This is a genomic window from Rhizobium sp. N621, from assembly GCF_001664325.1.
Taxonomy (GTDB): domain Bacteria; phylum Pseudomonadota; class Alphaproteobacteria; order Rhizobiales; family Rhizobiaceae; genus Rhizobium; species Rhizobium esperanzae.
The window spans coordinates 201,426-223,917 of record NZ_CP013495.1 but is presented as its reverse complement, the minus strand read 5'-3'; the positions used below and the strand labels follow the sequence as shown (position 1 = coordinate 223,917).

Annotated in this window: 23 protein-coding genes; 15 read left to right on the top strand and 8 right to left on the bottom strand. The window is 62.4% G+C overall.

What is annotated here, in order from left to right; genetic code table 11:
- Positions 1-105 precede the first annotated feature (105 nt).
- A complete protein-coding gene (locus AMK00_RS01065; RefSeq protein ID WP_064811610.1) occupies positions 106-345 on the top strand; it encodes a CrpP-related protein in 240 nt (79 codons plus the stop codon).
- On the opposite strand, the gene pncB is transcribed toward AMK00_RS01065, so the two are convergent.
- The 7 genes from pncB to AMK00_RS01030 form a co-directional block, all read right to left on the bottom strand.
- Positions 327-1,631, bottom strand: coding sequence for a nicotinate phosphoribosyltransferase (gene pncB / locus AMK00_RS01060; protein ID WP_064800275.1), 1,305 nt, complete (start codon positions 1,629-1,631; stop codon positions 327-329). The two genes, AMK00_RS01065 and pncB, sit on opposite strands and share 19 nt — an antisense overlap.
- Positions 1,632-1,800: 169 nt before the next feature.
- Positions 1,801-2,157, bottom strand: a complete 357-nt coding sequence (locus AMK00_RS01055; protein ID WP_064805823.1) for a hypothetical protein — start codon at positions 2,155-2,157, stop codon at positions 1,801-1,803.
- 149 nt (positions 2,158-2,306) lie between these two features.
- On the bottom strand, positions 2,307-3,266 hold the full coding sequence (locus AMK00_RS01050; protein ID WP_064809264.1) for a 2-hydroxyacid dehydrogenase: 960 nt from the start codon (positions 3,264-3,266) through the stop codon (positions 2,307-2,309).
- An 8-nt stretch (positions 3,267-3,274) separates the two neighbouring features.
- Positions 3,275-4,912 carry an ABC transporter ATP-binding protein gene (locus AMK00_RS01045; protein WP_064809263.1) on the bottom strand — a complete coding sequence of 546 codons (1,638 nt, stop codon included), beginning with the start codon at positions 4,910-4,912 and terminating at the stop codon, positions 3,275-3,277.
- Positions 4,909-6,057 (bottom strand): ABC transporter permease, encoded by a 1,149-nt coding sequence (locus tag AMK00_RS01040; protein WP_064809262.1) that lies wholly within the window; start codon positions 6,055-6,057, stop codon positions 4,909-4,911. Before AMK00_RS01040 ends, AMK00_RS01045 begins: the two co-directional genes overlap by 4 nt.
- The gene (locus tag AMK00_RS01035) at positions 6,057-7,145 is read right to left on the bottom strand and encodes a microcin C ABC transporter permease YejB (protein ID WP_064809261.1); all 1,089 of its coding nucleotides are present in this window, start codon (positions 7,143-7,145) and stop codon (positions 6,057-6,059) included. Before AMK00_RS01035 ends, AMK00_RS01040 begins: the two co-directional genes overlap by 1 nt.
- A gap of 150 nt (positions 7,146-7,295) precedes the next feature.
- Positions 7,296-9,128: an extracellular solute-binding protein gene (locus AMK00_RS01030; RefSeq protein WP_064800270.1), complete on the bottom strand. Its 1,833-nt coding sequence runs from the start codon at positions 9,126-9,128 to the stop codon at positions 7,296-7,298.
- A gap of 273 nt (positions 9,129-9,401) precedes the next feature.
- Between AMK00_RS01030 and mepA the strand changes: the two genes are divergently transcribed.
- From mepA to AMK00_RS01000, 6 genes are all read left to right on the top strand, one after another.
- Positions 9,402-10,475, top strand: coding sequence for a penicillin-insensitive murein endopeptidase (gene mepA, locus AMK00_RS01025; RefSeq protein WP_064809260.1), 1,074 nt, complete (start codon positions 9,402-9,404; stop codon positions 10,473-10,475).
- Between the two features lie 86 nt (positions 10,476-10,561).
- On the top strand, positions 10,562-10,942 hold the full coding sequence (locus AMK00_RS01020) for a methylglyoxal synthase (RefSeq protein ID WP_064707596.1): 381 nt from the start codon (positions 10,562-10,564) through the stop codon (positions 10,940-10,942).
- Between the two features lie 17 nt (positions 10,943-10,959).
- Positions 10,960-11,985, top strand: a complete 1,026-nt coding sequence (locus tag AMK00_RS01015) for a glucokinase (RefSeq protein ID WP_064809259.1) — start codon at positions 10,960-10,962, stop codon at positions 11,983-11,985.
- A gap of 124 nt (positions 11,986-12,109) precedes the next feature.
- Complete coding sequence (locus AMK00_RS01010; protein WP_064809258.1) at positions 12,110-13,897, top strand: ABC transporter ATP-binding protein; 1,788 nt, start codon at positions 12,110-12,112, stop codon at positions 13,895-13,897.
- Positions 13,898-13,912: 15 nt separating this feature from the next.
- Positions 13,913-14,737: a 4-hydroxy-tetrahydrodipicolinate reductase gene (gene dapB, locus AMK00_RS01005; protein WP_064809257.1), complete on the top strand. Its 825-nt coding sequence runs from the start codon at positions 13,913-13,915 to the stop codon at positions 14,735-14,737.
- 21 nt (positions 14,738-14,758) lie between these two features.
- Entirely contained in the window at positions 14,759-15,394 is a 636-nt protein-coding gene (locus AMK00_RS01000; protein WP_064800265.1) for a 2,3-bisphosphoglycerate-dependent phosphoglycerate mutase, read from the top strand.
- A gap of 55 nt (positions 15,395-15,449) precedes the next feature.
- Here AMK00_RS01000 and phnF read toward each other — a convergent pair whose 3' ends face one another.
- A complete protein-coding gene (gene phnF / locus AMK00_RS00995) occupies positions 15,450-16,187 on the bottom strand; it encodes a phosphonate metabolism transcriptional regulator PhnF (RefSeq protein WP_064809256.1) in 738 nt (245 codons plus the stop codon).
- Between the two features lie 110 nt (positions 16,188-16,297).
- Between phnF and phnG the strand changes: the two genes are divergently transcribed.
- The 8 genes from phnG to phnC all read left to right on the top strand — a co-directional run bounded on the left by phnG (position 16,298) and on the right by phnC (position 22,451).
- Entirely contained in the window at positions 16,298-16,774 is a 477-nt protein-coding gene (gene phnG / locus AMK00_RS00990) for a phosphonate C-P lyase system protein PhnG (RefSeq protein ID WP_064800263.1), read from the top strand.
- Complete coding sequence (phnH, locus tag AMK00_RS00985; protein ID WP_064809255.1) at positions 16,774-17,382, top strand: phosphonate C-P lyase system protein PhnH; 609 nt, start codon at positions 16,774-16,776, stop codon at positions 17,380-17,382. Before phnG ends, phnH begins: the two co-directional genes overlap by 1 nt.
- A 4-nt stretch (positions 17,383-17,386) precedes the next feature.
- Complete coding sequence (locus AMK00_RS00980; RefSeq protein WP_064809254.1) at positions 17,387-18,493, top strand: carbon-phosphorus lyase complex subunit PhnI; 1,107 nt, start codon at positions 17,387-17,389, stop codon at positions 18,491-18,493.
- Positions 18,490-19,365 (top strand): alpha-D-ribose 1-methylphosphonate 5-phosphate C-P-lyase PhnJ, encoded by an 876-nt coding sequence (locus tag AMK00_RS00975; protein WP_064809253.1) that lies wholly within the window; start codon positions 18,490-18,492, stop codon positions 19,363-19,365. Before AMK00_RS00980 ends, AMK00_RS00975 begins: the two co-directional genes overlap by 4 nt.
- Complete coding sequence (gene phnK / locus AMK00_RS00970; RefSeq protein ID WP_064800259.1) at positions 19,362-20,138, top strand: phosphonate C-P lyase system protein PhnK; 777 nt, start codon at positions 19,362-19,364, stop codon at positions 20,136-20,138. The genes AMK00_RS00975 and phnK overlap by 4 nt, the downstream gene beginning before the upstream one ends.
- Positions 20,139-20,166: 28 nt before the next feature.
- Positions 20,167-20,874, top strand: a complete 708-nt coding sequence (phnL, locus tag AMK00_RS00965; RefSeq protein ID WP_064809252.1) for a phosphonate C-P lyase system protein PhnL — start codon at positions 20,167-20,169, stop codon at positions 20,872-20,874.
- Complete coding sequence (locus AMK00_RS00960) at positions 20,871-21,488, top strand: DapH/DapD/GlmU-related protein (protein WP_064809251.1); 618 nt, start codon at positions 20,871-20,873, stop codon at positions 21,486-21,488. Before phnL ends, AMK00_RS00960 begins: the two co-directional genes overlap by 4 nt.
- A gap of 117 nt (positions 21,489-21,605) precedes the next feature.
- Complete coding sequence (phnC, locus tag AMK00_RS00955; protein WP_064800256.1) at positions 21,606-22,451, top strand: phosphonate ABC transporter ATP-binding protein; 846 nt, start codon at positions 21,606-21,608, stop codon at positions 22,449-22,451.
- The last annotated feature ends 41 nt before the right edge of the window (positions 22,452-22,492 follow it).

Here is a 22,492-nt window from a genome sequence, read left to right as displayed (position 1 = left end):
CGAAATGGGGCTAATCCTGTGAAAAACCGGAATGCTCACATCCGGACTCGACAATGCTTCATTAGCATGATTGCATAAACCCATGGAACGGGAGGCCGGGTGATGATGTTCGAGAATCTGCTTGCGATGCAGGAGCGTGGCGTGCGCGATCGTGCTCGCGGCCGCAGCCTGGCGGACAATCCGATGTCGAAGCCGGATGTGCTGCCGATCACCGATTTTCAGGAATGGTATGCGATGTTTGACGCCTGGCGCTTCGGCTGGTCGATCGAGGATGCGATGGCGGGGCATATCGATGCGCCCCGTCATGGCCGCGCCTCACCTCGTGCCTATACCAGGACGGTCTGATCGACCCGATCCTCGGCGCCGAAGAATTTCAGGTAGCGTTCGACCTCCGCCGGTTCGCCGGTAGCCTTCTGCGGATTGTCGGAGAGTTTTACCGCCGGACGGCCGTTGGCGTCGCTGACCTTGCAGACGATCGAGATCGGATTGAGGCCTGAGATTTCCGTCGGCGCGCAGCCGGCAAAATCATTCGTCAGGTTGGTTCCCCAGCCGAAGCTCATGCGCACGCGGCCTTCGAAATGCCGGTAAGTGTCGATGATGGCGTCGACATCGAGACCGTCGGAGAAGATCAACAGCTTCTGGCGCGGATCGCGGCCCATCTTCTTCCACCAGTCGATGATCTTTTCACCACCTTCGATCGGCGGCGCGCTGTCCGGACGGAAGCCGGTCCAGTCGGCGACCCATTCGGGGGCGTCGCGCAGGAAGGCCGCAGTGCCGAAGGCGTCCGGCAGGACGATCAGCAGGTTGCCGCCATAGAGCTTGTTCCAGTCGCGCAGGATCTTGTAAGGGGCATTGCGCAGTTGCTCATCGGTCTGCGCCAGGGCGGCTGCCACCATCGGCAGTTCGTGGGCATTGGTGCCGACCGCCTCGAGATCGGAATCCATCGCCAGCAATACATTGCTCGTGCCGGTGAAGGCCGGACCGATACCTTCCTTCAGCGCCTCGACGCACCAGCGCTGCCAGAGAAAGCTGTGGCGGCGGCGGGTGCCGAAATCGGAGATGCGCAGGCCGGGCAATTCCTTCAGCCGCTCGACCTTCGACCACATCTTCGCCTTGGCGCGGGCGTAGAGCACATCCAGCGTGAAAGGGCCGAGCGCCTTCATCGCCGAACGCGAACGCAGTTCGTTGACGATGGCGAGCGCCGGGATCTCCCACATGGTGGTTTCCTTCCAGGACCCATGGAAGTCCAGCACATATTGCCCGTCCTTCTTCGACAGCTCGTATTCAGGGAGCTGGAAATTGGACAGCCACGCCAGGAATTCCGGCTCGAAGATCTGCGCGCGGCCGTAGAAACTGTTACCCGCCAGCCAGATCATCTCCTTCTTGGAGAGCCGCAGCGTGCGCGCATGATCGAGCTGCTCCCGCAATTCGCCTTCATCGATCTCTTCGGCGAGATGTACGCGCTTGGTGCGGTTGATCAGGGTGAAGGAGGCGTTCACATCAGGATAGAGCTTCCAGATCATCTGCAGCATCAGCAGCTTATAGAAGTCGGTATCGATCAGGCTGCGGATGATCGGGTCGAGTTTCCAGGCGTGATTGTAGACGCGTCTCGCGATATCGGTCTTGGCCATGAGATTCCTGCCCCTGTCCACTCCGGTCAGGTGCTGCCAAGTTCCGGGCCGGCGCACGAAACCGGCTCGTGCGCCTTCTTATCGAAAAATCGGCGAAGAAAGTCCAGACAAAACATAAACATCCCGCCGCATGGCGGCGACGGGATGTGGGAGATTATCTGTCGAACGCCTATTGGGCCGGAGGTTGAGCCGGGGCCACAGGAGCGGTATTCGGGGCCGGCGCCGTTTGCGGCGTCTCGGTCGGGACCGCATTGCCATTCTGCATGGTCGGCGCGCGTGCTGCGTCCGACTGCTGCTGCTGGAGCTGTTGGCCGGGCTGCTGCGGCGCCACCTCGTTCGCCTCGCGGCGGCCCCAGATCTCGACTGGAATCCAGACCACGAAAGCAAGGATCAGCGCCACGAGCAGCACGGTCAGGATACGATAACCCATACGCCCCTGCTTTGCCTTGACCGGCGGGATTTGCTGTTCCTTGTGAAGTTTTCCGTCGGATTTTTCCCAGCGTGTTTCGGTCTGATGCGCCATCATCGTCTCCTTCGCTGCCTTGGCGGCCGAACCGGCCGCAAAGAACTTCGCAAGGAAAACGGGTGGCCGTCTGGAAGGTTCCGGGCTCAAACGCGCCGCGGTCTTGGGAATAGCCAAACCGCCGCAGCTTTGGCACGAGATGCCGCTTAAATCTAATAACCGGCGGCGCGATCGATCACGAACTGCAGCGGCTCGCCGCGCTCAAAACGGGCGATCTGCGTCTCGACATGGCGGAACAGCGCGTTCTCTTCGGAGACCGCCGCGTCGTGCGGGGTGATGAAGACGTTCTCCAATGCCCACAACGGGCTGTCGGTGGCGAGCGGCTCCACTTCGAAAACGTCGAGAGAAGCGCCGCCGAGGGTCCCCTCCCCGACGGCAGAGACGATGTCGGCCTCGATCTGGCTCTTGCCACGGCCGGCATTGATGAAGACCGGCTGTCCCAGCGCACCGTCGCGCCGGAGCTTCTTAAATAGCCCGCTATCATAGAAGCCCGTCGTCTCAGGCGTCAGTGGCAGCAGGCCGACCAGAATGTCGGTCTTGGCGAGAAACCGGTCCAGCTCGCCCGCGTCGAAGGTCTCAACGCCCTCGATTGTCTTGCGGGTGCGCGACCAGCCGATGACGTTGAAACCCATCACTTTCAGCTTGGCGACCGCATCCTGGCCCAGAATACCGAGCCCCATGACGCCGACGGTCACCTCCGCCGCTTCCGGCGCAATCAGTTTGGCCCATTCGCGCCGCCGCTGCTTGATGTCATGGGCATATTGCGCGCGCAGATGCATCAGGCACTGCATGACGACCCATTCGGTCATCCGGGTTGTCAGGCTGCGGTCGACGAAACGGACGATCGGAATGTCAGGCAGACCGGCCATGCCGATGATGTGATCGACACCGGCGCCGCCCGAGAAGATGACCTTGAGGTTTGGCGCCCGGCTGAAAAGATCGGCATCTGGCTTCCAGAGAAGAGCATATTCGACGGCACGGAGATCACGCGCGCGATCGACCGTATCGGCGACATTGATGCTGCCGCGATCGGGAAAAGCCGTCTTCAGCGCGCGGGCAACACCTTCGGGGTTGAATTTGAGATCGACGAGAACGGGAGAAAGTGCAGACATGATCTTCTTTACTGCTGTACGGCGGGCGTCGGCACCGCCTCGATGTTGAAGGCCGCCGCCATCAGCGCTTTGGTGTAATCGTCCTTCGGCGCGCGGAAGATTTCCGCGGACGGTCCCTGCTCCACCACCTTGCCGAACCGCATGACGATGACGTCGTTGGCAAGCGCCTTCACTACTTTCAGGTCATGGCTGATGAAGAGATAGGCGAGGTCGTGCTTCTTTTGCAGATCGCGCAGCAGATCTACCACCTGGGCCTGTACGCTCATGTCGAGCGCGGAGGTCGGTTCGTCGAGCATGACGAAACGCGGCTTCAGCACCATGGCCCGTGCAATGGCGATGCGCTGGCGCTGGCCGCCGGAGAATTCATGCGGATAGCGCCAGCGGGTCAGGGGATCGAGGCCCACCTCCTCCAGCGCCCAGCAGACGCGCTGGTCGCGCTCTCCGGCGCTCAAGGCGCGCTCATGCACCTTCAGGCCTTCGGCGATGATATCGCCGACCGACATGCGGGGGCTGAGCGAACCGTAGGGATCCTGGAAGACGATCTGCAGCTGATTGCGCAGCGGTCGCATCTCATTGAACGAATAGCCGGCTATATCCTTGCCAATAAAGGCGATCCGGCCCTGTGAAGAGATCAGCCGGGTGAGCGCCAGGCCGAGCGTGGTCTTCCCGGAGCCGGATTCGCCGACGACGCCGAGCGTCTGGCCGGCGCGCAACGAAAGATCGATGCCGTCGACGGCCTTCACATGATCGACGACGCGGCGCATCAGCCCCGCCTTGATCGGGAACCAGACGCGGATATCCGAACCTTCCATCACCACCGGTTTCGACGGGTCGGCGAGCGGCGGCTCGCCGCGCGGTTCGGAAGCGAGCAGATGGCGGGTATAATCGTGCTTCGGATTGGCGAAGACTTCCTCGACCGTCCCGGTTTCAACAATCCGGCCCTTGGTCATGACGCAGACGCGGTCGGCGAATTTGCGCACGATGCCCAGATCATGGGTGATGAACAGCAGCGACATGCCGTGTGCCGTCTTCAACTGCCGGAGAAGCTCGAGGATCTGCGCCTGCACTGTGACGTCGAGCGCCGTGGTCGGCTCGTCGGCGATCAGCAGTTCCGGCCGGTTGGCAAGCGCCATGGCGATCATGACGCGCTGGCGCTGACCGCCGGAGAGTTCGTGCGGATAGGCCTTCAACCGCTTCTCAGGCTCGCGGATGCCGACCTGGTTCAACAATTCCAGCACCCGTTCGCGCGCCGGCTGGCCGGTAAGCCCCTGGTGCAGGGCGAGGATCTCGGCGATCTGCTTCTCGATCGTATGAAGCGGATTGAGCGAGGTCATCGGCTCCTGGAAGATCATGGTGATGTCGTTGCCGCGCACCTCGCGCAGCGCCCGCTCCGATGCCTTCAAGAGATCCTTGCCCTTGAACAGGATTTCGCCGGAGGGATGGCTTGCCGAGGGATAAGGCAGAAGCCGCAGGATCGAGTTGGCCGAGACCGATTTGCCGGAGCCGGATTCGCCGACGAGCGCCACGACCTCGCCTTTGGCGATATCGAAGGAGATCCGATCGACGGCAAGCGAGGCTTCGCCGCCCTGATGAAAGGCAACCGAGAGATCGCGGACGGAAAGGAGCGGTTCTGTCATGTCACTCATTGAAACGTCTTCCTCGGATCGAAGGCGTCGCGCACGGCTTCGCCGATGAAGATCAAAAGGGAAAGCATGATCGACATGGCGAAGAACGCCGTCAGCCCGAGCCAGGGCGCCTGCAGGTTGGTCTTGCCCTGGGCGATCATTTCGCCGAGCGAAGGCGAGCCCGGCGGCATGCCGAAGCCGAGGAAGTCGAGCGAGGTCAGCGTCGTGATCGAGCCGGAGAGGATGAAAGGCAGGAAGGTGAGTGTCGCCACCATGGCGTTCGGCAGCAGGTGGCGCCACATGATGGTGCGGTTGTTGACGCCGAGCGCGCGGGCGGCGCGGACATATTCGAAATTGCGGGCGCGCAGGAATTCGGCGCGCACCACGCCGACGAAGCTGACCCAGGAGAAGAGCAGCATGATGCCGAGCAGCACGAAGAAGCCGGGCGGCAGGATCGCGGCGATGATCAGCAGGATGTAAAGCACCGGCATCGACGACCAGATCTCGATGAAGCGCTGCAGCAGGAGATCGGTCAAGCCGCCGAAATAGCCCTGCACCGCCCCTGCCGTCACGCCGATGATTGCCGAGCAGATGGTCAGCGCCAGGCCGAACAGCACCGATATGCGGAAGCCGTAGATGACGCGCGCCAGCACGTCACGCGCCTGGTCATCGGTGCCGAGCCAGTTGAGATTGCCGAGCGTGCAGCCGGGATCATTCGCCCCTTGCGGGTAACCGGAGCAGCGTTCCTCCTCGGTCATCAGCCAGAAGGGGGCGGTCGGCGCCGAATGCGGGATGTTCGAGTTGACCGAGCGGTAGGAATAGCGGATCGGCGGCCAGATCATCCAGCCATTGGCGTTGATCTCGTCCGATATCACCGAGGAGCGGTAGTCGGTTTCGGCGAGGAAGCCGCCGAATTTTTCCTCGGGATAATCGATCAGTACAGGAAACAGGATTTCGCCCTTGTAGGAGGCGATGATCGGCCGGTCATTGGCGAGGAATTCGGCAAAGAGGCTGAGCACGAACAGCAGCAGGAAAAGCCACAGCGACCAGTAGCCGCGGCCGTTCGCCCGGAAATTCTTCCAGCGACGGATGTTGGTCGGCGACAGCAGGCCCTTGCGCGGCGGTTTGACCGGGGTTGCGGTGGCGGGATTTGCGGCGGCGTCCATCAGACATCCCTCCGCTCGAAATCGATGCGCGGATCGATCCAGGTGTAGATCAGGTCGGAGATCAGGCTGACGAAAAGGCCGAGCAGCGAGAAGATGTAGAGTGTCGCGAAGACGATCGGATAATCGCGGTTGACCACCGAGAGATAGCCGAGGCGGCCGAGGCCATCGAGCGAAAAGATGTTCTCGATCAGCAGCGAGCCAGTGAAGAAAGCGGAGATGAAGGCACCGGGAAAACCGGCGATGATGATCAGCATGGCGTTGCGGAAAACATGGCCGTAAAGCACCTGCCGCTCATTCAGACCCTTGGCGCGGGCGGTGACGACATATTGCTTCTTGATCTCCTCGATGAAGGAATTCTTGGTGAGCAGCGTCGTGGTGGCGAAGGCGGCGAGCGAAAGCGAGATCAGCGGCAGAGTGAGGTGCCAGAAATAGTCGAGCGGCTTCTGCCACCAGGCGAGCTGGTCGAAATTGTCGGAAACCAGGCCCCGCAGCGGGAACCAGTCGTAAAACGAGCCGCCGGCGAAAAGCACGATCAGGAGGATGCCGAAGAGAAAGCTCGGCACGGCATAACCGACGACGATGACGCCCGACGTCCAGACATCGAAGGTCGATCCGTCCTTGACCGCCTTGCGAATGCCGAGCGGGATGGAGATCGCGTAGGAGAAGATCAGGATCCAGATGCCGAGCGAGATCGACACGGGCAGCTTTTCCTTGATGAGGTCGAGCACCGAGGTATTGCGGAAGAAGCTCTCACCGAAATCGAAGCGGATGTAATTCCACATCATCTCGCCAAAGCGCGTCAGCGGCGGCTTGTCGAAGCCGAACTGTTTTTCGAGCTTGGCGATCAGCTCCGGATCAAGCCCCTGGGCGCCGCGATATTTCGAGCTTTCTTCGCCTCCTCCTCCGCCGAGGAGATCGCCGCCGCCGGACAGGCGCTGATCAGCGCTGTCGGCCTGGCCGGTCAGCTGGGCAATCACCTGCTCGACCGGGCCGCCGGGTGCAAATTGAACGACGATGAAGGAAATTGCCATGATGCCGATAATGGTCGGGATCATCAAAAGCAGGCGGCGAATGACATAGGCACCCATCAGCCTTCAGCCTCCGGGATAGTTTTTCCTGTCTGCACGCCGTTCAGTCCAATGCCGCTCAATCCGCCAGCCTTCCCTTGCCGGCCTCGCCGGCTTGTCGTGATTCGCTCGTGCCATTTGGAGCCCAGGGCCCCGTTAATGCAAGCCCGCTCATTTTGCCGAGGCCGACCACCAGGCATCGGGGAAACCAAGGCTGTAGGCCGGAAATTCGGCAGGATGCGTGACTGTGTTCCAATAGGCAATATTAACGGTATCGCGGTAGAACAGCGGGATGACGTAGTGATTTGCCAGCAAGACCCGGTCCATTGCCTTGATCGCAGCGACCTGTTCATCGCGGTTCGGCGCGAAGATAATCATGCGGATGAGCTCATCGACGGCTGGGTTGGCAATGCCGGCGTAGTTGCGAGAACCCTGCTGGTTGACAGAGCCGGATCCCCAATAGTCGGCTTGCTCGTTGCCCGGATTCATTGTCTCCGCCCACACATTCCAGATCATATCGAAGTCAAAGCTGCGTTCGCGGTTGACAGCTTGCGAAGCGTCGACTGTCCGAACTCGCGCATCTATGCCGATTTTCTTGAGATTGCTGGCATAAGGCACTGCCCAGCGCTCCAACATGGGGCTCGACAATAATATCTCGAAACTCATTGGCTGGCCGGTCTTGGTATTGACCATGCGATTGCCCTTCAGCTCCCAGCCGGCTTCTTTCAGAAGAGCAATCGCCTTTCGGAGGTTGTCGCGGCTCTTCTGCGGATCGCCGCCAACGGGATTGGTATACGGCGTCGTGAAGACCTCGGGCGGAACCTTGTCCTTCATGCCTTGCAGAATTTCCAGCTCCCGCCCCTGCGGCAGACCGGAGGAGGCGAGCTCGGTATTCCAGAAATAGCTGTCGATGCGCTTGTAACTGTTAAAGGCAACGGTGCGGTTCAACTCCTCGAAATCGAGGCCGTAGTTCAGCGCCTCGCGGACCCTGATATCCTTGAAGAGGTCACGCCGCATATTCGGCACAAGAGCCTGCAGAATGCCGGTGGAGCGCAGGGGATTTGCAACCTCTTCCTTCTTGACGCGTCCTTCCTTCACTGCAGGAAAATCATATCCAGTTGCCCAGCGGGCAGCCGTTGTCTCCTGCCAATAGTCGCTATTGCCGGCACGAAAGGCTTCGAACTCAACATCGCGGTCACCGAAATAGGTGTAGATGACATTGCGGAAATTGTTCTGGCCGACATTCACATTGAGGTCCTTGCCCCAATAGTCGTTACGCAGCTCATAGCGGATCGTTGCGCCGGGCGAGAAGGAAGCAATCTTGTAAGGCCCGGACCCCATTACGGGCTCCAGCGTCGTTTTGGTAATGTCACGCGGCTTGCCATCCGCTCCGGGCGCTTCCCACCAATGTTTCGGCACAATCATTAACTGGCCGAGAATGTTGGGCAGTTCGCGGTTGTTCTTCTCATCAAAGGTGAAGGTCACATCCCGCTCGCCGGTCTTTTCCGCTTTGACGACGTGATGGTAGTAGTTCCCGGCGACGGGGTTCAATTCCTTAGTCTTGTCCAGGCTGAAAATGACATCTTCCGGAGTTACCGGCTGACCGTCCGCCCATTTTGCTTCCTTGCGCAGGCGAAAGGTCGCGCTGGAGACGTCATCGGGATAGGATAGCCCCTCGGCAAGCAGACCGTAAGAGACGAGAAGTTCGTCATCGGCCGGCTTCATCAGCGTGTCGTAAGCAAGTGAGAGGCCTATCGCCGTTTGGCCTTTTGCCAGCAGAGGGTTGAAGGTGTCGAAGGCGCCGCTGGCGGAAAGACGCAGATCTCCACCTTTTGGAGCATCGGGATTGACGTAGTCGAAGTGCGCAAAGCCCGGCTTGTACTTCATCTCGCTGATGACCGAGCTGCCAATCTGAAAGGGTTGGTCCTGAGCTGTTGCCGTCATCGGCGCTAAGGCTCCCGCAAGCGTCAGAAACAAACCGATCTTCGACCACAAAGCCGCCATTCACGCTCTCCCCTAATTATTGGTGGGTTCGACAATACGAAAAATACAGGCGAAAAACAGGAGAGAGTTTGGTTTTTGCCGGGCTCGCGAAATTTTGACCTTGCTTTGCCGCGCCAAGGTTGAAGACCTCATCGGAATTGCAGGCGGCCGCAACGCTGCGGCGATCCGTCACCGCCGCCGCCTGTCGCCGCTAGCCAAAACATCGATTCACCAAAATCGCTTTTCACGATAGATTTGCGGCAAATCACTTCGGCAGCGCTTCAAGGAAACAGTATGGCTTTCGGCTTCGTTCAGGCTTTCAGAACATTCGGCAGACTGGCGCTTGCCGGCGCGATCGGGGCCGGCCTTGCCGCCGGCGATGTCGTCGCCGAGCAGAAAACGCCGAGCCCCGGCAGCGCCAAGGCGCTGTTCGCAGGCGTCAGCCTGCCGACGCAGGGGCCGGCGCAGCCGATCGGCTTTTATGCAAAGGGCTGCATGACCGGCGCGGTGGCGCTGCCGACCGACGGGCCGACCTGGCAGGCGATGCGGCTTTCGCGCAACCGCCGCTGGGGCAACCCGGCGATGATCGCGCTCCTGGAACGGTTTTCGCAGGATGCGGTCAAATATGCCGGCTGGCCGGGCATCCTCGTCGGTGATGTCGCCCAGCCGCGCGGCGGGCCGATGCTCAACGGCCATTCCTCGCACCAGATCGGCCTCGATGCCGATATCTGGTTCACCCCGATGCCGGCGCGCCGCATGACGGCTGAGGAGCGCGAGGACCTGCCCTTCACCAGCATGCTGCAGAAGGACAAGTTCCTCACCGTCAACCCCAAAGTATGGACGGAATCGCGGGCGCGGCTTTTGATGCTGGCGGCGAGCTATCCCGAAGTGGAGCGCATCTTCGTCAATCCGGCGATCAAGAAGAAGATGTGCGACACCTGGACCGGTGACCGCACCAACCTTGGAAAGCTGCGGCCGATATACGGCCACGACTCGCATTTCCACATCCGCATCAAATGCCCGCCCGGTGCTGCCGGATGCACGCCGCAAGCTCCCGTCGCCTCAGGAAACGGCTGCGACAAGTCGCTCGCCTATTGGTTCACCCCGGCACCTTGGGCGCCGCCGAAACCGCCCAAGCCCGGCGCCAAGCCGCCGAAGCCGCCGCGTGAGATGATGGTCTCCGACCTGCCGAAGGCCTGCTCTGCCGTGCTCGATGCCGCTTCCGTCGCTTCGATGCAGGCTGCCACCTATGGCGGGCCTTCCGCCGTAAGCGCGTTCGCCGCCGCTCCGGCAGCCGCGCCGGCTGATGACGACGAGGGGTTGCCGGATGTCGGCCCCGTCCCGAACGACAAGCCGGCGATCCAATGAAGGGGCGGACGCATTGTCTTTCAAATCGCAAATACTTGGTATAAAGCGATCAAATCGATTGAATTGTTGGGGCGGAGAATCACTTCATGGCCGGCAGCAAGTGCCTTGCGCTGATCGCGCATGACCAGAAGAAGGACGACATGGCGGCGTTCGCCCGCGCCAATCAGGACCTTCTTTCGCGCTGGAAGATCGTCGCGACAGGTACCACCGGCGGTCGCGTGCTCGATGCCGCTCCTGATCTCGACGTCACCAGGCTGAAAAGCGGGCCGCTCGGCGGCGACCAGCAGATCGGCGCGCTGATCTCGACCGGAGAGGTCGACGCGCTGATTTTCTTCGTCGACCCGCTGACGCCGATGCCGCATGATGTCGACGTGAAGGCGCTGATGCGGCTCGCCATCGTCTACGACATTCCGATGGCACTCAACCACGCGACCGCTATAAAGCTCCTTCCCACACTCGAAGCCTGATCAGCACGGAACCGGCCATGCCCAAACCCAGCCACAGCACCGCTCCGCTTCCCTTCCCGATCCTGATCGGCGATATCGGCGGCACCAATGCCCGCTTCTCCATCCTGACCGACGCCTATGCCGAACCGAAGCAGTTTCCGAACGTGCGCACGGCGGATTTCGCCACGATCGACGAAGCGATCCAAAAGGGCGTGCTCGACAAAACAGCGGTGCAGCCGCGCTCGGCGATCCTCGCTGTCGCCGGCCCGATCAACGACGACGAGATCCCCCTGACCAATTGCGACTGGGTGGTGCGGCCAAAGACGATGATCGAGGGCCTCGGCATCGAGGACGTGCTCGTCGTCAACGATTTCGAGGCGCAGGCGCTGGCGATCGCCGCCCTGTCGGATGAAAACCGCGAACGTATCGGCAGCGCCACCGGCGACATGGTCGCCTCGCGCGTCGTGCTCGGACCTGGCACCGGCCTCGGCGTCGGCGGGCTCGTGCATGCCCAGCATACTTGGATCCCGGTCCCCGGCGAAGGCGGCCATATCGATCTCGGGCCGCGCAGCAAGCGCGATTATGAGATCTTTCCGCATGTCGAGACGATCGAAGGACGTGTTTCGGCCGAACAGATCCTCTGCGGACGCGGCCTCGTCAATCTCTACAACGCCATCTGCGTGGTCGACGGCATCCAGCCGACGATGAAGGATCCGGCCGAGATCACCTCACATGCGCTTGATGGCAGCGACAAGGCCGCCGTCGAGACCGTTTCGCTGTTTGCCACCTATCTCGGCCGCGTGGCGGGCGACATGGCGATGGTGTTCATGGCGCGCGGCGGTGTCTATCTCTCCGGCGGTATCTCGCAAAAGATCCTCCCGGCGCTGAAGAAACCGGAATTCCGGCAGGCTTTCGAGGACAAGGCGCCGCATAGCGCGCTGCTTCGCACCATCCCCACCTATGTCGTGACGCATCCGCTGGCGGCGCTCGCCGGGCTTTCGTCCTATGCGCGCATGCCGGCCAATTTCGGCGTATCGACGGAAGGCCGCCGCTGGCGGCGCTGAGCCCAGCGCGTGTCCCTCCGGGCCGCGCCGCGGTCTAGCCAAACCAGTCCCAACTCTTTATAGAGCCGGCCAAAGTGCGCGCCACGTTCACGACGCGCTCAGTCTCGGACAGGAAGCTTGATATTTGGAAGCCGTGGAAAGCAGAAAGCAGAGCGTCAGCAGCGATACCGTCACCGGCATCCTGAAGCGCATCATCGCTGAAAACGGCCGCGACCATCTCTGGGGTTATGTCTTCGCAATCGCCTGCCTCGTGGTCGTGGCGCTTTCGACGGCGTTCACCGCCTGGATCATGCGGGCGATCATCGACGAGGCCTTCGCCAATCGCCGCGCCGACGTCGTCTGGATCATCTGTCTTTCGATCTTCGTCGCCTTCGTGCTGCGCGGCTTTGCCAGCTACGGCCAGGCCGTGGCGCTTTCCAAGGTCGGCAACAATATCGTCGCCCGCTATCAGCGCCGCCTCTATGCGCATCTGATGACGCTTTCCGTTGGCTTTTTTAGCGAGGCACGCTCGGCTCATATCGCCGCGCAGGTGAGCCAGAACGTCAGCGGCATCCGTGACGTGCTCAACCTGACGATCACCTCGACGGTGCGCGACCTCCTGACCTTCGTTTCGCTGATCGGCGTGATGGTCCTCCAGGACCCGCTGCTCAGCCTCGCCGTCTTCATCATGGCGCCGCCGCTGCTCTATGCACTGCGTTATGTTTCCAAACGCCTTCGCTCGGCAACCCGCGAGGCCGTGCATCTGAACAGCCACGTGCTGGGGGCCATGCAGGAGACGATCCAGGGTATTGCCATCGTCAAAGCCTTCACGATGGAAGAGGAACTGGAGAACAAGGTCAACAAGCTCATCACGGCCGCCGAGAACCGGGCGAACCGGATTGCCCGGCTTTCCGAGCGCACCTCGCCGCTGACGGAGAGCTTCGCAGGCTTTGCCGTCGCCAGCGTGCTTGCCTATGCCGCCTATCGTTCGATCTATTACAATGTCGCCCCGGGCGCCTTCTTCTCCTTCGTGACGGCGCTGCTGCTTGCCTATGACCCGGCCCGCCGCCTTGCCCGCCTGCAGGTGCAGATGGAACGCGCCGTCGTCAATGCACGGATGATCTACGAACTGCTCGACATGGAGCCGCGCCAGCGCGACCTGCCGGATGCCCGGCCGCTGACGGTGACACAGGCCAGGATCGAATTCCGCAATGTTTCCTTCGCCTACGGCAATGAAAGCGTGCTGAACGGCGTCAGCTTCGTCGCCGAGGGCGGAACCACCACGGCGCTCGTCGGCCCCTCGGGTGCGGGCAAATCCACCGTCATCAGCCTCATTCCGCGCTTCTACGATCCGCGCGAAGGCGAGATACTGATCGATGGGCAGGATATCGCCCACATCACCAAGAAGTCGCTGCGCCAGCAGCTCGCCTATGTTTCGCAGCAGCCCTACCTGTTCGAAGGCACGATCCGCGACAATATCCGCTATGGCCGGCCGGAAGCGACCGATGCCGAGGTGGAAGAGGCGGCCCGGCTTGCCTATGCGCATGATTTCATCTCGGCGCAGCCGCAGGGTTACGATACGCCGGTCGGCGAAAACGGCGTGACGCTTTCGGGCGGCCAGCGGCAGCGGCTGTCGATCGCGCGGGCTTTGGTGCGCAACGCGCCGATCCTGCTGCTCGACGAAGCGACCTCCGCGCTGGACACCGAATCCGAGGCTGCCGTGCAGAAGGCGCTCGACGAGGCGATGACCGGGCGCACCGTCGTCGTCATCGCCCATCGGCTTTCGACCGTCGTGCGCGCCGACAAGATCGTCGTCATGCAGCAGGGTCGGGTGGTCGAGGAAGGCAATCATGAGACGCTTGCGAAGGTCAGCGACGGTCTTTACGCTCGCCTCAACAACCTGCAGAGGCCCTCGGCCTCGGATTCATACTAACCTGGTGAGACTGACATGAGCGATGCTGCGATGAAACTGGTGGTGGTCGGCGCAGCTGGGCGCATGGGGCAGACGCTGATCCGGCTCATTCATTCCATCGAGGACGTGGTGCTGCATGCCGCGGTCGAGCGCGCCGGCTCGCCCTTTGTCGGCAAGGATGCCGGCGAAATCGCCGGGCTCGGGCCGACCGGCGTCATCATCGGCGACGATCCGCTCCAGGCCTTCCTGCATGCCGAGGGCGTGCTCGACTTCACCGCGCCGGCGGCGACGGTGGAATTTTCGGGCCTCGCTGCCCAGGCCCGCATCGTCCATGTCGTCGGCACCACCGGCTGTTCGGAAGACGACAATGCCAGGATCGCCGCGGCCGCCCGCCATGCCCGCGTCGTCAAGTCGGGCAATATGAGCCTCGGGGTCAATCTGCTCAGCGTGCTCGCCGAGCAGGCAGCCCGGGCGCTCGATCCTGATGACTGGGATATCGAAATCCTGGAAATGCATCACAAGCACAAGGTGGATGCGCCTTCCGGCACCGCGCTTCTTCTCGGCGAGGCCGCGGCTAAGGGGCGCGGCATCGATCTGGCCTCGAAATCGGTCCGGGTGCGCGACGGCCATACCGGCGCTCGGCAAGCCGGCACAATCGGCTTTGCGACACTGCGCGGCGGCTCCGTCATCGGCGAGCATTCCGTGCTTTTCGCCGGAGAAGGCGAAATTGTCACCCTGTCGCACAGTGCGGCCGACCGCTCGATCTTCGCGCGCGGCGCCATCAAGGCGGCGCTCTGGGCGCGCGACAAGAAGCCGGGGCTCTATTCCATGCTCGACGTGCTCGGGCTTTCTTCCCAATAAGGATACTACGGAGGCATATTCATGAGCGGTACCCTCGTCCTCGTTCGCCACGGCCAGAGCGACTGGAATCTGAAGAATCTCTTCACCGGCTGGAAGGACCCGGATCTGACGGAACTCGGCATTCAGGAAGCCAACACGGGAGGCGCCGCACTTGCCGAATACGGGATCAAATTCGACGTCGCCTATACCTCGGCGCTGGTGCGCGCGCAGCACACGCTGAAGCTCATCCTCGACAAGGTCGGCCAGCCCGATCTCGAAACGATCCGCGACCAGGCGCTGAACGAGCGCGACTACGGCGATCTCTCCGGTCTCAACAAGGATGACGCGCGCGCCAAGTGGGGCGAGGAACAGGTGCATATCTGGCGCCGTTCCTATGACGTGCCGCCGCCGGGCGGCGAGAGCCTGCGCGACACCGGCGCCCGTGTCTGGCCTTACTACCTCACGGAAATCCTGCCGCGCGTGCTGCGCGGCGAAAAGGTGCTGGTCGCCGCCCATGGCAATTCGCTGCGCTCGCTGGTCATGGTGCTCGACAAGCTGAGCAAAGAAGGCGTGCTCGCCCTCAATCTCGCGACCGGCGTTCCGATGGTCTACAAGCTGAAGGCGGATTCCACCGTAGCGTCCAAGGAAGTTCTGGGCGATATGTCCGGCGCACACTAATTCGATGAGGCGTGCCGCCGGAAGCGGTCGGCACGCCTTGCCTCAATTATTGGCCTCAGTTCTCGATCGTGAACTGCACCCGGTCGGCGGCGAAACGGCTGATCGAATATTGCACCGGCACGCCGTCGAGATCGGTGTTCATTGCCTTGGCAATCAGCAGGATCGCGCCGGGGGTGAGTTCCAGATCGGCAAGGTCGGCTGTAGCAGCATGGGCGGCCGTCACCTCGGTCGTCGCCCGGACGTAGTCCGCCAGCCCGAGCTCGGCGAAAGCCTTGGTGATCGATTCATGCTTTCGGTAGGCCTCGCCGATCCCCGCGAAGCGTTCAGCGGGAAACCAACTCGTCGCCTTTGAAACCGGCCGCCTGTCGGCATGGCGCGATGTTTCCAGCCGGATCACCTGCTCGCCCTGTTTCAGGCCCAACCAGCGGGCAACCTCGGCACTCGCCTCCTCCTGCGCCTCATCGAGCAGAAGACCACGCGTCTCACGCGCCTGATCGCCGATGCCGGCGGTGAAGCGCGTGCGCCGGGTGATCGGGAAGTTCAAGCGCTCCTTACGCTCGATCAACGTGCCGCGACCTTGCACCGCGCGCACGATTCCCTCCTGCGCCAGCGCCGCCAGCGCACTGCGCACCGTATGCCTGTTAACGCCGAATTGCAGCGCCAGCACCGTTTCCGGCGGCACCATTCCCGTTTCGTCATAGGTTCCATTGCCGATCGCCTCGCGAATTCGATCGGCGATCTGACGCCAGAGCGCCACACCTGTCTGCCTCTGCACCTGCTTCAGTCCTGCCATTCTGCCCCTGCCTTGCCCCACGATGTCACACGCTTGTCACGACACCGATTTAAGGCTAGGTATAGCTTGTATGGTTGTCTATATCAATAGACATTTCGGGGAAAGCAGCGATGATATCAGCGGACAAGAAAGACGCCGCGTCACAGACGGTCTCGGAGCGCAAACGCGCCGCCGATCTGCTGGCGCGTGCGGAACGGAGCGAACTCCAGGCAGCCTGGGATGCGTTGCCGCAGAAGCCCGTGGCTTATCCGGTGCGCGGACCGGAGACGGGACTGGTGATGGTGCGCGGCCGCATCGGCGGCGGCGGAGCTCCTTTCAATCTCGGCGAGGTGACGGTGACGCGCGCAACGGTGCGGCTCGAGACCGGCTCCATCGGCCATGCGCAGGCGCTCGGCACCGACCGGGAGAAGGCCCGCCTTGCGGCGATCTTCGATGCGCTCTGGCAGGAGGAGGCGACCAGGGATTTCGTCGAACAGGCGCTGCTTTCGCCGATTGCCGCACGCATCGCCGTCGCTGAGCGCCGCAAGGCGGACGAGACGGCGGCAACCCGCGTCGATTTCTTCACCATGGTACGGGGAGACAACTGATGGGTCTTGCGACAGAAGCCTTGACCGGCGGTTTTGCCGACCCGGTTTTCCATGCGCAGAGCGTCTTCAAGATGCTGATGGACGGCATGGCCCGTCCCGGCGCCATCCAGACAGTTGCGCCCAATATCGCTCCGCCGGCGCCGCTCGGCATTGCCGCCGGCGCGATCGCGCTCACCCTTTGCGACCACGACACATCAGTCTGGCTTACCTCGGGACTGGCGAAATCCGCCATGCCGGAGTGGCTCGGCTTCCACACCGGCGCGCCCCTGACAGCCGAAAAGGCCGATGCGCGTTTTGCCTTCATTGAGGCGGGCACTGCGCTTTGCTCCTTCGGCCTCTTCGCATCAGGCACGCAGGAATATCCCGACCGCTCGACGACTGTCGTCATCGAACTTCCCCAACTCGAAGGCGGACGCAGGCTGGCCCTGATGGGTCCGGGCATCCAGAGTGTCGTGGAGATCGCGCCGACGGGGCTGCCGGAGACCTTCCTCAGGCTCTGGACCGAGAACCGTGCGCTCTTCCCGCGCGGCATCGACATCGTGCTGACGTCGGGCACGCGCTTCGTCTGTCTGCCGCGCACCACCAAGATCACAGCAACGGAGATCTGAGCTCATGTATGTTGCCGTCAAGGGTGGCGAGGCCGCCATCGCCAATGCCCACCGTCTGCTTGCCGACCGCCGCCGCGGCGACCGTTCGCTGCCGGCGATCGGCATCGAGCAGATCGTCGAACAACTCGCCCTCGCCGTCGACCGCGTCATGGCCGAGGCCTCGCTTTTCGACCGCACCCTCGCCGCGCTGGCCGTGCGTCAGTCGCGCGGAGACATGATCGAGGCGATCTTCCTGCTGCGCGCTTACCGCACGACGCTGCCGCGCTTCGGCTATTCCAAACCACTCGACACGGCTGAGATGACGATCGAACGGCGCATCTCGGCGACCTACAAGGACCTGCCGGGGGGCCAGCTTCTTGGTCCTACTTTCGATTATACTCACCGGCTGCTCGATCCCTCACTGCTTCAGGACGAAGCGGTCGAGGCGCCCGCGCAGCGCACAGCCGAGACCGGCCGCGTCATGCGCGTCTCCGAAATCCTCGGCGAGGAGGGCCTGATCGAGGCTGACGGCGACATGCCCGAAGATCACGAGATCGGCGATCTGACCCGCGAGCCGATGGAATTCCCGATGACCCGCGATCTGCGCTTGCAGGCGCTTTCCCGCGGCGATGAAGGCTTCCTGCTGGCGCTCGGTTATTCCACGCAGCGCGGCTATGGCCGCAACCACCCCTTCACCGGCGAGATCCGCATCGGCGAGGTCGAGGTGGAGTTCGACGTGCCGGAGCTCGGTTTCGCCGTCTCGCTCGGCGTCATCCAGATCACCGAATGCCAGATGGTCAACCAGTTCAAGGGCTCGGCCAAGGCGCCGCCGCAATTCACCCGCGGCTACGGCCTGGTCTTCGGCCAGAGCGAGCGCAAGGCGATGGCAATGTCGCTTGTTGATCGGGCGCTTCGCGCCGAAGAGCTCGGCGAGGACATCACCGCGCCGGCCCAGGACGAGGAATTCGTCATCTCCCATTCCGACAATGTCCAAGCAACGGGCTTCGTCGAGCACCTGAAGCTGCCGCATTATGTGGATTTCCAGGCGGAACTCGATCTCGTCCGCCGCATGCGCCGCGAATTCGAAGCCGCCCGCAACGGTGGCGAAGACATGAAGGAAGCGGCCGAATGAGCGATCTCGCCAGCTACAACTTCGCCTATCTCGACGAACAGACCAAGCGGATGATCCGCCGCGCCATTTTGAAGGCGATCGCCATTCCCGGCTACCAGGTGCCCTTCGCCAGCAGAGAAATGCCGATGCCCTATGGCTGGGGCACCGGCGGTGTGCAGGTGACGGCTTCGATCATCGGGCCCGATGACGTGCTGAAGGTGATCGACCAGGGCGCCGACGACACGACCAACGCCGTCTCGATCCGCGCCTTCTTCCAGAAGGTCGCCAATGTCGCGGTGACAACGCGCACCAGCGAGGCGACGATCATCCAGACGCGCCACCGCATCCCGGAAGAGAAGCTCGGGCCCGGCCAGGTGCTCGTCTATCAGGTGCCGATCCCCGAGCCGCTGCGTTTCCTCGAACCGCGCGAGACCGAGACGCGCAAAATGCATGCGCTCGAGGAATATGGCCTCATGCATGTGAAGCTCTACGAGGATATCGCCCGCAACGGCCGCATCGCCACGACCTATGCCTATCCGGTCAAGGTTCACGGCCGCTACGTCATGGACCCGTCGCCGACGCCCAAGTTCGATAATCCGAAGATGCACAGATCGAACGCGCTGCAGCTTTTCGGGGCCGGCCGAGAAAAGCGTATCTATGCCGTGCCGCCCTATACCGATGTCGCCAGCCTGGACTTTGAAGACCATCCCTTCGAGATCCAGCGCTTCGACAGGCCCTGCGCGCTCTGTGGCGCAGAGGATGTCTACCTCGATGAGGTCATCCTAGACGACAAAGGCGGGCGCATGTTCGTCTGCTCCGACACCGACCATTGCGAAGATCGCCGGGCCCAGGGGCATGCCGGCGAGATGCTGGCCCGGGAGGCTGCAGAATGACCGACACACCGCTTCTCAAGGTCAACGACCTCTCGAAGTTCTACGGCAAGCGCATCGGCTGCCGGAATGTCTCCTTCGAGCTCTGGCCCGGCGAGGTGCTGGCCATCGTCGGCGAATCCGGTTCGGGCAAGACGACGCTGCTCAACTGCATCTCCACCCGGCTGATGCCGACGACCGGCAGCGTCGAATACCATATGCGCGATGGCAGCTACCGCGACCTCTATCATATGAACGAGGCCGAACGCCGCTTCCTGATGCGCACCGACTGGGGCTTCGTGCACCAGAACCCGGCCGACGGGCTGCGCATGACCGTCTCGGCCGGCGCCAATGTCGGCGAACGGCTGATGGCGATCGGCGACCGGCACTACGGCAAGATCCGCTCCACCGCCATCGACTGGCTCGAACGCGTCGAGATCGATGCCGATCGCATCGACGATCAGCCGCGCGCCTTTTCCGGCGGCATGCGCCAGCGCCTGCAGATCGCCCGCAACCTCGTCACCGGTCCGCGTCTGGTCTTCATGGACGAGCCGACCGGCGGCCTCGACGTTTCGGTGCAGGCGCGTCTGCTCGATCTGGTGCGCGGCCTCGTCAACGATCTCGGCCTTTCGGCCATCATCGTCACCCATGATCTTGCCGTCGCCCGTCTGCTTTCGCACCGCATGATGGTGATGAAGGACGGCTCCGTCATCGAACAGGGTCTCACCGACCGCGTGCTCGACGATCCCAGGGAGCCTTACACGCAACTGCTCGTCTCCTCGATCCTGCAGGTCTGAGCCGTCGTTAGAAAATAGGAAGAAAACAATGCCAACGCCCCTCGTCGTTTCTGAAGTGTCGAAGAGCTTCATCATGCACCTGCGCGACGGCATCAGGCTGCCCGTCGTCTCGGACGTCGCCTTCTCCGTGTCTTCAGGCGAATGCGTCGTGCTCGGCGGCCCCTCGGGCATCGGCAAGAGCTCGCTGCTCAAGATGATCTACGGCAATTATGCCGTCGATACCGGCCAGATCCTCATCCGCCACGATGGACGAATCGTCGATCTCGCCGCCGCCGATCCGCGCACCGTGCTCAAAGTTCGCCGCGATACACTCGGCTATGTCAGCCAGTTCCTGCGCACCGTACCGCGCGTTGCGGCGATCGACGTGGTGGCCGAACCGCTCGTCGCTCGCGGCGAAGAAACGGTCGCCGCTCGCGACAAGGCGGGCACCTTGCTCGCCAAGCTCAACCTGCCGGAGGCGCTGTGGCAGCTTCCGCCCGCCACCTTCTCCGGCGGCGAGCAGCAGCGCGTCAACATCGCCCGCGGTTTCATCACCGAGCATACGATTCTGCTTCTCGATGAACCCACAGCCTCGCTCGATGCGAAAAACCGCGCCGTCGTCGTCGGCATGATCGCGGAGAAGAAAAAGGCGGGCGTCGCCCTTCTCGGCATCTTCCACGACGAGGAGGTGCGCGAGGCCGTCGCCGACCGCATCCTCGACGTCCAGCAATTCTCGCCGAGGAAGATCGCCGCATGAGCCGCCAGTTGGGCATCGAGCCCTATATCCACGAAACGGCTGATGTCAGCGGCTCCACTTTCGGGCGCTTTACGGAGGTCTCCGAACGCTGCCGCATCAGCGAAGCCACTTTCGGCGACTATTCCTACATCATGCAGGACGGCTCCGTCTGGTGCGCGACGATCGGCAAGTTCGTCAATATCGCTGCCGCCGTGCGCATCAACGCCACCAACCATCCGACCTGGCGCGCGACGCTGCATCATTTCACTTATCGCGCCGCCGATTATTGGCCGGACGCCGACATGGAGACGGACTTTTTCGCCTGGCGGCGCTCGAACCGGGTGACGATCGGCCACGACGTCTGGATCGGCCATGGCGCAACGATCCTGCCGGGCGTCAATGTCGGCAACGGCGCGGTGATCGGCGCCGGCGCGGTCGTATCGAAGGACGTCGCGCCATACACGATCGTCGGCGGCGTGCCGGCGAAACTGATCCGCGAACGGTTTTCGAAACCGGTCGGCGAACACATGGACCGGCTCGCCTGGTGGGACTGGGAACACGACCGGCTGCGCCAAGCCTTGCAGGATTTTCGCAACCTTAGCGCGGAAGATTTTCTGGCGAGATATGGTGGCTAAACCTCCGATATAGGCGTGGTGAATTGTGACACGAACTACACAAATATGACACGTGAGGTTCATGAAGCGGGACTAATGCGATGCTGACTAAGGTCTGGAGCGCAAGGGAAGAGCATGATGTTCGAGCTGAAGGATGTCACCCGCCGTTTCGGAAACAAGCTCGCCGTCGATGCCGTCACCCTCACTATTCCCCAGGGTCAGATGGTCGGCATCATCGGCCGCTCCGGTGCCGGCAAGTCGACGCTGCTGCGCATGATCAACCGCCTGCAGGAACCGAGTTCCGGTTCCATTCATTTCGCCGGCGTCGAAGTCTCCGGGCTGCGCGGCCGGGCATTGCGCAACTGGCAGCGCGACTGCGCGATGATCTTCCAGCAGTTCAATCTGGTGCCGCGCCTCGATGTTCTCACCAACGTCATGCTCGGCCGCCTCAATCACCGCTCGACGCTTCTGAGCCTCCTCAACATCTTCACCCGCGAGGAGCGCGTGCATGCGATCGCAGCACTCGAACGCCTCGGCATCGAGCAGACGGCGCTGCAGCCGGCCGGCACGCTTTCCGGTGGCCAGCAGCAGCGCGTGGCGATCGCCCGCGCCCTGATGCAAAACCCGAAGATGGTCCTCGCCGACGAGCCGATCGCCTCGCTCGACCCGCTGAACGCCAAGATCGTCATGGATGCGCTGCGCGACATCAACGAGCGTGAGGGCATCACCGTCATCACCAATCTGCATACGCTCGACACCGCCCGCAATTATTGTGAGCGCATCGTCGGCATGGCCGGCGGCCGCGTCGTCTTCGACGGCAAACCGTCGGAGCTGACGGCCGAAGCAGTGAAGGCAATCTACGGAACGGACAAGGATGGCGCCGGCATCGACGAAACCATGACGTCGACGTCCATCACTATCGCTGCCGAGCGGGCAGACAATCAATCCGCCGGCGCCCAACCGCTGGCATTGGCCGGCCTCTGAGCGGGACGGCCGCGATCGAACGCCCGCGTCAAGGGCACATT